We start from the raw sequence: 9,429 nt of genomic DNA, 5'->3' as shown, positions 1-9,429 counted from the left end.
AAATAGATTGAGATTAAATCTGTGTAAATCGGCGTTAATCAGTGTCTGAAAAATAACTAATATAATAAAAGTGATGTTACCCACACAATGTTAAAGAGAACCAAAAAAGTTCATGATAATCATAGTTTATATATAGCATTCAGACACCAAAGAAATTGATTATGCCTGTAGTATCAATTATTTTACCGTCAATGAATGAAGAAAAAACAATTGAAATTTGTATTCAAAAAGCATTGACAGTTTTTGAACAATATAATATTGAAGGGGAGATAATAGTAGTTGACAATTCCGATGATAGAACGGCTGAGATAGCAAATTCTATGGGTGCAATAGTAATTAATTCAGTCAAAGGCTATGGCAATGCTTATCTTGCAGGATTATCCCGTGCCAGAGGAGATTATATTGCTATAGCAGATGCTGATAACACCTATGATCTTCTGGAATTACCTAAATTTTTAGACCCCTTAATAGCAGGGGAAGCAGATTTTGTGATTGGCAGCCGATTGAAAGGAACCATTAAAAAAGGTGCTATGCCGTGGCTTCATCGTTATATTGGCAACCCGTTGTTGACCAGGATTCTTAATTATTGCTTTGATATTAACATATCAGACGCTCACTGCGGAATGAGAGCGTTTACCAGAAATGCTCTTGATAAAATCACTCTTAAAACCCATGGAATGGAAATGGCCTCTGAAATGGTAATTGAATTTGCCAAAAAAGGACAAAAAATAAAAGATATCCCAATTACCTATTATGCCCGAAATTCCCCGTCAAAACTAAACTCATTTCAGGATGGATGGCGGCATATCAGGTTTATGATGCTTTATAAACCGGTTCCGTTTCTGTTTGTACCGGGTTTGTCTGTATTCATTCTTGGCTTATTCTTAACTGTAACGATTTTATTAAAAGGAGATGTGGGTACTTCCCGATTGCATTCCTTCATTTTGGGTAGCCTGCTGCTTATTGCAGGAGCTCAGATAATTGGTATGGGATTATATATGAAGGCATATGGGGCGGTGCATGGTCTGTACGAAGGTGAAAATAGTTATATAATTAAGATTCTGGACTGGCACTCTCTTGAAAATGAGATTGTGGCTGGAATTGTAATTGCTGGAATCGGATTCATTTTTGGATTGAAAGTTCTGTTTACCTGGATATATTCCGGATACGGGGCAATTTCAGAGGTTGAAAACGCAGTTGTCTCAATGGTTTTTTCAATCATTGGAGTTCAGATAATATTTTTAGCTATCTTTATTAGTGTATTAATGTTAGAAAGGGATTAATGTTTAGGTCTGGTCATGAGTGAGTAATAATGAAGGTCCTGGTCATCAATGAACCATTTGTAAAAGATTTTTGCAGAACACAACGATGGGCAGCCCGCACAAGAGGCAGGGTTTTACGGGCACCCGACTGGTTGGCCTACGCAACAGCTGTTTTGGAAACAGAAGGATATGAAGCGAAGTTATTTGATTTTCCAGCACAAGGATGGGGTAAGGATAAATTCAGGGATCTGGTACAGATCGAACAACCTGATGTAGTTGTACTTGATTCCACAACTCCTTCTATCTATTCTGATATTGATTGTGCAGGAATAGTAAAAGAAGTAGCTGATTGTAAGGTAATAATGGTAGGTCCGCATGTAACTGCATGTCCGGAGGAAACATTAAGGGACGCTGGTACAACAGTTGATGTTATTTGCAGGGGAGAATACGAGTATTCTGTTCGTGATGTGGTACAGTGTTTTGAAAAGGAAGGAGATCTCAATCAAATTCCTGGTATCTCATATGTGGAAAATGGCAGTATTAAACATAATAAGGACAGGCCGTTAATCCAGGATCTTGATGAGCTGCCATTTCCGGCCTGGCATCATCTGGATATTATGAAATATTTTGATGGACAGAAATTATATCCTTATATGGACATAATTTCGGGGAGAGGCTGCCCAAATAAATGTATTTATTGTCTCTGGCCCCAGGTCATGCATGGAACTGAATATCGACTAAGATCACCTGCAAATGTGGTTGATGAGATGGAGTATGATCTTACACACTGGCCAAAATTGAAGCAAGGCGAATTTTTCTTTGAAGATGATACATTTACTGTGAATAAAAAAAGAGCAGAGCAAATCTGCGATGAGATCACTGACAGAGGGCTGGATGTTACGTGGTCGGTCAATGCCAGGGCAGATACAGGGGATATTGATTTGTTTTCCAGGATGAAGAAGGCAGGGTGCAGGGAATTACTTGTTGGCTTTGAAAGCGGGGACCAGGGCATGCTTGATCGGATGAATAAACATCTGACAATTGAAAAATCAAAGCAATTTGTAGCAATTGCGCATGAAGCCGGTCTGGTAGTGCACGGCTGCTTTGTACTGGGCTTGCCGGGTGAGACAATAGAGACAATGGAGAAGACCCTGGAATTTGCCATGGATTTGAATATAGATACTGTTCAATTCTCTGCTGCTGTTCCATTTCCGGGAACTGAGTATTATTCGATCTGTGAGGAAAACGGGCTCATTAAAGCCCGGTCGTGGGCAGACTGGCTGGATGATGGGGAACAATCTACTGTTATCGAATATCCCGGACTTAGCAAAGAAGAAATTGAACATTATGTGGACAGAGGATTAAAACAATTTTATTTCAGACCCAGGTACATGGTGAAATTTCTACTTGATACCAGATCATTATCAGACCTTTATCGTAAGTTTAGAGGTTTTAAGAATTATTTATCATATATTTCAGGGAGGTAGAATGGAAGACAAGCCTGACATATCTGTTATTATACCGGCATATAATGAAGAAGATACGATAGGTGAATGCCTGATATCTCTGGAAGATCTGGACTATCCATCAGAAAAACTGGAGATCATTCTGATCAATGATGGTTCCGGCGATAATACAAAAAACGTGATGAGCAATTACGATCAGAAATTAAATCCTGTACTTCTTGAAACTGATGGTGTTGGGCCTTCAAAAGCCAGGAATATCGGATTGGACTATGCAAAAGGTGAATATGTGGCTTTTATTGATGGCGATTGTGCTGTCGACAGGGAATGGTTGAATGAATTATTGAAAGGTTTCATCACCAAAGACGTGGCTGGTGTGGGGGGTAGTCAGATTATACCGGTTAATGCAACCGAATTTGAGAAAAAGGTTCATGTGTTTCTTTCAAGCATGCATTTTGTGAGTGAATATATGAAGGAGGCTGATGGGATAGAAATTGTGCAGCATGTGGCCTCCTGTAATGCGATCTATAAAACGGGTGTGGTAAGAGACGTTCAGGGATTTGATGAAAAGTTATGGCCTGGAGAGGATGTTGACCTGGACTATAAGATCACTCATAAGGGGTATAAGATAGCTTATAATCCGAAAGCGATCGTTATGCACCATAGACCAAAGAATTTAATGACATTTTATTATATGATGAAACGGTATGGAGGTGCGCAGGCTTATCTGATAAAAAAACACGGTTTTTTCAGGAAATTGCATTATGTTCCCATTTTGGAGGTATTGGTTCTGCCGGGTTTGGGTATGGTGATGGTTTTTGATGTGTTTTTTGGGTTTAGTTTAGCTTTAATACTGATATTATTCACTGCTATTGCATTTATTTTGAAATGGGGAGTAAAACACGGTACTGATAACTTTGTGATGTTTGTGATAACATTAATAGGATGGAATATCGGGTTCAGTACAAATTTAATTAAAAAATAGACAAATCTTATAAAAATATTTCTTTAAGGGGTATAAGTTGAAAATTGTATTTGGCACTGATGTATTTTACCCTGTACTTGAAGCGGGTGGAGAAGTACATACATTTAATGTTGCACAAAATCTTGTCAAATTTGGGCATGAAGTTACAGTATTGTCTGGTAAATCTTCTCAATTCATTGATGATCCTATTGAAAAATTAAATGCTTTGAAGGATGAGGAAGAAGTAGAAGGTATAAGAATAATAAGAATGAAGAAGGCTTATCGATATGGATCTACAGTTAGTTCATTACCTGCATTATTTGAAATGTATCGAACTCTAAACAGAATGATCCGGGATAATGAAGTCGATATTATTAATTTTGTCTTATATCGACCCTGTGTGCCCTTCATCTTTGCAGCAAGAAAAAGAATTCCTACTGTACTTACAGTTCATTTACTTTCTGAAGGATTTGGAAATTGGAAAGGATGGAAGGATTATGATGCAGGAATAATAGGAGGATTTGCCCAAAAAGCAATTGAAAATATCGTTTTACGATTTCCTTATGATATGGTTATTACGGTTTCAGATACCTTTCGGACTGAACTTACCAATTATTTTCCAAAGGAAAAAATTGAAGTTGTTTATAATGGTGTGGATCTGGATCAATACTCTGAAGTGGAAGTCAGGCAAAAGAAAACAAACCAGATTATTTATGTAGGAGCATTAAAGAAAAGAAAGAATATTTTGGATGCCATTTATGCTGTCAAAATGGCTCGAAAAATAATTAAAGATTTAACATTGGTAATAGTAAGTGGTGGTGGGGAATGTGAAGAAATTGTAAGTGATATTATTAAAAAAGAAGGTTTCATTGAATATTATAAAAAAATAACCGACGAACAAAAAATAAGGTTATTAAAAGAATCAAGTTTATTTGTTTTTCCCAGTTCTTATGAAAGTTTTGGATTGGTTTTAATAGAAGCTCTGGTTTGCGATACACCATTTATAGCATATGATATCCCTGCAATCAGGGAAGTAAATAGTCTGACATCAGGTGGTATATTAGTTCCTTATGGAGAAGTTGAACTTCTTACTCAGCAGATATGCAAATTATTAGTTAACAGTGATAAATTAAAAGAATTAGGAGATGTGGGTAAAAAGAATGTTGAAAAAAAATTTACATGGACTGCTGTGGCAAAAAGGTATGAAAAAATATTTAATGATGTATTAGAGGACAATAAATTATAAATATTTTCATTATATCTATTGTAAATTTGATTTTCTGATCATTTCCATCAAATTCTTTATTCCTTCATCATATCTTTTATTTTTTTCGTCAATAGCTTTGTTTAAGTTCTCTTCTTTCAAGTCCGGAATTTTTTGTACAGCATTCAATATATTGTTTATTTCTAAATCAACGATGAATCCATTTTTGCCATTCTCTACAATCCCTGGTATTTTGCCAACCCTGGTTGTAATAACAGGAGTATCACAGGCCAAAGATTCCAGTATTACATTCGGATTGGGTGTGCCTTCGACCAGTGAAAGTAATATTGTGACATCAGCTATATTATATAATTCACTCAATTCATTACGAGTTTTTTCCCCTAATAATCTAATTTGATTCTCCAAACCACTTGTTTTGACAAATCTTTTTACATAGTTCTCTAAATTTCCCTTTCCGACTAAAAGCAATTTGCCATTTGGCACTTTTTCAAGTATGGCTGGAAAGCTTTCTACCAATATTTTAACACCTTTTTCCTCTGTAATCCTTCCAACATACAGGAGGATAAAATCAGACTTATCCAGATTATATAGTTCATATTTTCCATTAATATTGATCCTCCGGAATATTTGAGTATCCACTTTATGAGGGATTACCAATGTCTTATTTTTATATTGCTCTTCCACGCCATCCAGAGTGATTATTCCGGATGCTTCTTTCAGGATCTTCTTTTCAGATTTACGATATATCCTGTAGATCAATGTGTTTTTAATCCTGATATAAACGTCTCTCGATGGATCACTTACTACTCTTACAATGAATGGCTTATTCAGCATCCTCGAGCAAATCAGAGGGACAAATCCAGATTCTACAAAACCACCCAATGTTATGAATACATCAATATTATACCTGAAAGATAAATATGCGGTTTTAAGCAGTAATAGGGCCTGTACAAGAAAGTTTCTTGCAACTTTGTAGACTATAAACCTGTCAAATGCTTCCATATAGAAGTTAGGAATTGTATAAACTAAAAAATTTTCATTTTCGGGCAGAATTTTCCTGTCTGGGCCTTGATGTCCGATAAATGAGGAAAGAAAATAGACCTTGAAACCATTCTTTACAAAATCGGACATAAAGATCTGGGTATCATACGTTAGTGCTGTGTTCGGGTGCATTACAAATAATATCTTCATTGGATAACTATCCTTTGTAAAGGAGTTTTATTACGCCCATTTTCTTTTTTCTCGGAAGTTGCAATAAAACTACTGATGTTATATATTAAAAATACTATCAATCAATTGTACGAATTCCGGGATGTGAGCATCCAATACTCAGTTCTATAGGGCAATTATTAGCAATTATTCCCATTCTTTAAGCTTTTTATTTTTGAGTATTTTATTGGAACCAGGTTAAGTCTATGATTTGTTGTGATAAATTTCATCAATGTCAGCCATTAATTCTCAATCCTGTTTTTATGATATAGATTATATCTGAAAAAGCATCTAATGGACTGCCAGGAAATACGTTGGTAAATTTAACCAAAAGATTTGTGTAGATACACAGCACATACGCCAATATGAATTACAGTTTGCTGCATTACAATCAATACAAAATTAACCGCCGATGAACGCGGATAAACACAGATACTTTTGTGCCAGATGCGGGGTTTTTCAGAGAAGAGTAAACATGATGGAACACGGATTGCACGGATGACGCGGATGCGCACGGATCCGTGAAAATCCGTTGAATCAGTGTCATCCGTGTTCTGCACTGCGGGTGTGCTTTGCACTCTTTGTAGAGGGTAGCGCCAAAATCCGTTACGGCATTATATTTTTGTTTATCTGTGGTTCAAATTCTCTTATATATCCGGCGGGAGACTATAAATTGATTTTGAGAGGTTATTCTCAAGTAAGCCCTAAGTTCGGGGAAATTGTTTCAAGCAGACTTTGAAGCAATTTGTCGCATTGTGTAGTTAATATAGTGCAGGACCATGATTGGAATGGAATTGTTAAGAAGATGACACGTCTGTATGAAACTGCATACTTCAACAGTTGCTTAAGAATACCAAGTCATGCTTGATATACAGTGAAAAAAATCCTTCTTTGAACAATAAATGTTTAATATTAATAACTTTCATTGTACTGAAATATGGAAAAGGATTTAATGGATGATGAAATCGATCTTCGGGAATACCTGGAAGTGATATGGAAAGAGAAAACCCTCATTGCAGTAATTACCATAATTGCAATAATCTCAGCAGCTTTGTTTTCATTTTTCATTTCAACAGAGGAATACCAAACAGAAGCTCAAGTGTTTATTAATCCCATGCCTTCGGGTCTGACCAATGCTGTACGGTATACCGATCCAGATATCATATCTTCCACCATTACCTCACATAATATTATCGTTAAGACTGTGGAGCGATCAGATCTTCCAACTTCGGTTCCCTTTAAAGATGCCGAAAACCCAGAAGCCAGTGTAATTAGCTGGTTTAAGGAAAACATTCATGTTGCTGTTATTGCCAAAGAATTAAATAGCGATCAAGACACAAATCAGATAAAAATTACATTACAAGGGCCTCTTGACCCTGATATTCTTAAAAATACACTGGAAACACATATCAACGAAGTGATCAATGAAAATACAATTCAGCTTCTAATAGACATTGAAAAAGAGATCGAGCGAATCGATACAATGACAGAATTACTCGAAACACAACGGGAAGATACATTATATAAGATCGAGCAGATTCCGGATGTAGAACCAAGCGACAGAACGGTGATGCTGGAACTTTTCATAGAATTGAATTCCCGATTAACTTCCATTGAGGATAAATTATATTCCTATGAAATCCAGAGAAAAAATCTGGAAATTATTGCCTCACCCGATTATACCTGGATCGAAGTTATCAGTTCCCCCTATGCACCAGAAAAACCGGTTGCACAAAATAAATTCTTAAAAATCGCAATAGCTGGTGTGTTAGGATTATTTATCGGAGTATTTGCAGCATTCTTCAAAAATTTTATTGAGGAATCACCATCTAAAGAATGAGACCTGTCCGGGCAGCAGGATTGTTCAGCTATGGCCTGTTAATATTTTATCTATCCAGTCTCAGTCAGGAATCCATCCCTGCACCGTACCTATTCATACATCAGGATAAGGTGATGCATGCTTCTGATGATCTGCATCAGAGCTTTGTACCGGGTAGAAATGCAGGTTTAGGGGATTGGGCAGCAGATGCAGTGGGAATTCTGATATCAAGTTCGATCTATTATTTTAAAAAATTGAAGTAACTATTCAGCCACCCTATAAACGTTTACTTTTTAGAAAACACATAAATCGAAAAATCAATATACTTTGACATCATATTAAATTAATATTCAAAAAACAACAAAATTATTCCATTAATCTGAGGGAATTAATATGGAACGTGAAGAAATACTAACAATTTATAAAGCTGGGCCAGAAGCAGTTATTAATCTGATAGAGCACCAAGATGCAATAATTGCCAAACTTGAAAAACGCGTCAAATCATTAGAGGAACGACTCAAAAAAAACTGTCATAACAGTAGTAAGTGCTTACCGAGAAATAACATAACTAAATTAACTTCCTTCAAGTAGGCGACCATGGTTTATTTATGCTGAAATCTATCGAGCGAATTTGATAATTTATTTTCTGGTAACCCCTAAGCCTCCTTCAACTGATGCTTTGCAACTATAAAAGCCAAGCCAAAAAGTATGCGTATAAAGAGTGGTGTTATAGTCCATGATCACAGAGATATTTGTAGTACGCTTTCCAGAAATCATGGACTATAAACAGTTAATTTCATGAGATAACAATAAATATGATAGTTGTTATTGCAAAAGACAGGTGAATTTCAATTGTCTAGGCTTAAAGGAATCAAAGGAAATGATACAATAAAAGCATTCATTAAAGCTGGTGGAGTTGGAAGGAAAGGTAAAGGTGACCATGTTAATGTCAAGATGCCAAACGGGCAAATTATCACAATACCAGGATCAAAAGAAATAAAAATTGGTCTGCTCAAAGCTGCAATCAAAAAAGCAGGATTGACTGAAGAGGAATTCATTAAATTGTTAAAATAGGAGATGAGAATATGGAATATACAGTTTTGGTTTATAAAGCCGAAGAAGGAGGTTATTGGGCTGAAGTTCCTGCTTTGCCTGGCTGCTATTCTCAGGGTGAGACGGTAGAAGAAACCATGAAAAATGTAAAAGAAGCTGTTGAAGCACATATAATGGCTTTGAAAGAAGAAGAGGAGAAGGTTCCCACTGAGGAAGATTTTATTATTGCCAGAGTAAATGTGGTAGAATCGGCATTCGCATAATTCATAGACAGTTCTGTGCCCTCGAACTAACCCCAGGTATATAATAGCGAAAATAACAAACCACAAAAGCACACGGATGAATGCATGCAATATCTATCATGGGCGGATGAGCTACAGAGTGCTGGATGGGGGAAGCTCCAATTTAGCTATGTTATTTCTCAGTAACCCCTT

The 9,429-nt window shown here is 36.3% G+C and carries 10 protein-coding genes; 9 read left to right on the top strand and 1 reads right to left on the bottom strand.

All coding sequences use genetic code 11. The annotated features are described in order from the left end of the window. Positions 1-161: 161 nt before the first annotated feature. The 4 genes from IBX40_08145 to IBX40_08130 are packed head-to-tail and all read left to right on the top strand — an operon-like array spanning position 162 to position 4,935. Positions 162-1,283, top strand: coding sequence for a glycosyltransferase family 2 protein (locus IBX40_08145; GenBank protein ID MBE0524285.1), 1,122 nt, complete (start codon positions 162-164; stop codon positions 1,281-1,283). Positions 1,284-1,312: 29 nt separating this feature from the next. After that, on the top strand, positions 1,313-2,749 hold the full coding sequence (locus tag IBX40_08140) for a radical SAM protein (protein ID MBE0524284.1): 1,437 nt from the start codon (positions 1,313-1,315) through the stop codon (positions 2,747-2,749). Between the two features lies 1 nt (position 2,750). Continuing rightward, the gene (locus IBX40_08135) at positions 2,751-3,710 is read left to right on the top strand and encodes a glycosyltransferase (GenBank protein ID MBE0524283.1); all 960 of its coding nucleotides are present in this window, start codon (positions 2,751-2,753) and stop codon (positions 3,708-3,710) included. Positions 3,711-3,747: 37 nt separating this feature from the next. Further along, the gene (locus tag IBX40_08130; GenBank protein ID MBE0524282.1) at positions 3,748-4,935 is read left to right on the top strand and encodes a glycosyltransferase family 4 protein; all 1,188 of its coding nucleotides are present in this window, start codon (positions 3,748-3,750) and stop codon (positions 4,933-4,935) included. A 15-nt stretch (positions 4,936-4,950) separates the two neighbouring features. Here IBX40_08130 and IBX40_08125 read toward each other — a convergent pair whose 3' ends face one another. Then, on the bottom strand, positions 4,951-6,105 hold the full coding sequence (locus IBX40_08125) for a glycosyltransferase (GenBank protein ID MBE0524281.1): 1,155 nt from the start codon (positions 6,103-6,105) through the stop codon (positions 4,951-4,953). A gap of 970 nt (positions 6,106-7,075) precedes the next feature. Here IBX40_08125 and IBX40_08120 point away from each other — a divergent pair. The 5 genes from IBX40_08120 (at position 7,076) to IBX40_08100 (ending at position 9,258) form a co-directional block, all read left to right on the top strand. Then, on the top strand, positions 7,076-7,963 hold the full coding sequence (locus IBX40_08120) for a hypothetical protein (protein MBE0524280.1): 888 nt from the start codon (positions 7,076-7,078) through the stop codon (positions 7,961-7,963). After that, complete coding sequence (gene vanZ / locus IBX40_08115; GenBank protein ID MBE0524279.1) at positions 7,960-8,205, top strand: VanZ family protein; 246 nt, start codon at positions 7,960-7,962, stop codon at positions 8,203-8,205. The genes IBX40_08120 and vanZ overlap by 4 nt, the downstream gene beginning before the upstream one ends. 130 nt (positions 8,206-8,335) lie before the next feature. After that, a complete protein-coding gene (locus IBX40_08110) occupies positions 8,336-8,533 on the top strand; it encodes a hypothetical protein (GenBank protein ID MBE0524278.1) in 198 nt (65 codons plus the stop codon). Positions 8,534-8,770: 237 nt separating this feature from the next. Beyond that, positions 8,771-9,016, top strand: a complete 246-nt coding sequence (locus tag IBX40_08105; GenBank protein ID MBE0524277.1) for a type II toxin-antitoxin system HicA family toxin — start codon at positions 8,771-8,773, stop codon at positions 9,014-9,016. Between the two features lie 11 nt (positions 9,017-9,027). Continuing rightward, positions 9,028-9,258, top strand: a complete 231-nt coding sequence (locus IBX40_08100) for a type II toxin-antitoxin system HicB family antitoxin (protein MBE0524276.1) — start codon at positions 9,028-9,030, stop codon at positions 9,256-9,258. Positions 9,259-9,429: the final 171 nt, after the last annotated feature.

Source organism: Methanosarcinales archaeon (assembly GCA_014859725.1).
Lineage (GTDB): Archaea > Halobacteriota > Methanosarcinia > Methanosarcinales > Methanocomedenaceae > Kmv04.
This window is presented reverse-complemented; position numbering and strand designations above follow the sequence as displayed.